This is a genomic window from Flavobacterium sp. RHBU_24, from assembly GCF_046613695.1.
In the GTDB taxonomy this organism is placed as follows: Bacteria; Bacteroidota; Bacteroidia; order Flavobacteriales; family Flavobacteriaceae; genus Flavobacterium.
In genome coordinates, this window is record NZ_JBKJHD010000070.1 from 1 (window position 1) to 279 (window position 279).

Sequence of the window (279 nt, forward strand, 5' to 3'; positions counted from 1 at the left end):
GGCAGGCAACTTTGAAGGCCGCTTTGAGGTACACTACCAGGCATCGGCCCTTGGCACTACGCCAATACTTGATGCAAACAGTGTAGTTGTGTTTAAGCAGGGCGAGGCTATAAGCATCAACACCGGCACAGCCCTTATGGGTGGCGTAAAAGTATTTGACGTGCGCGGAAGGCAACTGTACACCCAGGAGGGCATAAACGCTACCGAAACGGTTACAGGCAACCTAAACGTACAGCAGCAGGTACTTATAGTAGAAATCACCACCGACAAGGGTGTGGT

Annotated in this window: 1 protein-coding gene; it reads left to right on the forward strand. The window is 51.6% G+C overall.

Annotated features, from left to right (window positions below; translation table 11 throughout):
* Positions 1–279: T9SS sorting signal type C domain-containing protein (locus ACLI09_RS18115; RefSeq protein WP_411421048.1), on the forward strand; the 279-nt coding region annotated here is incomplete at both ends.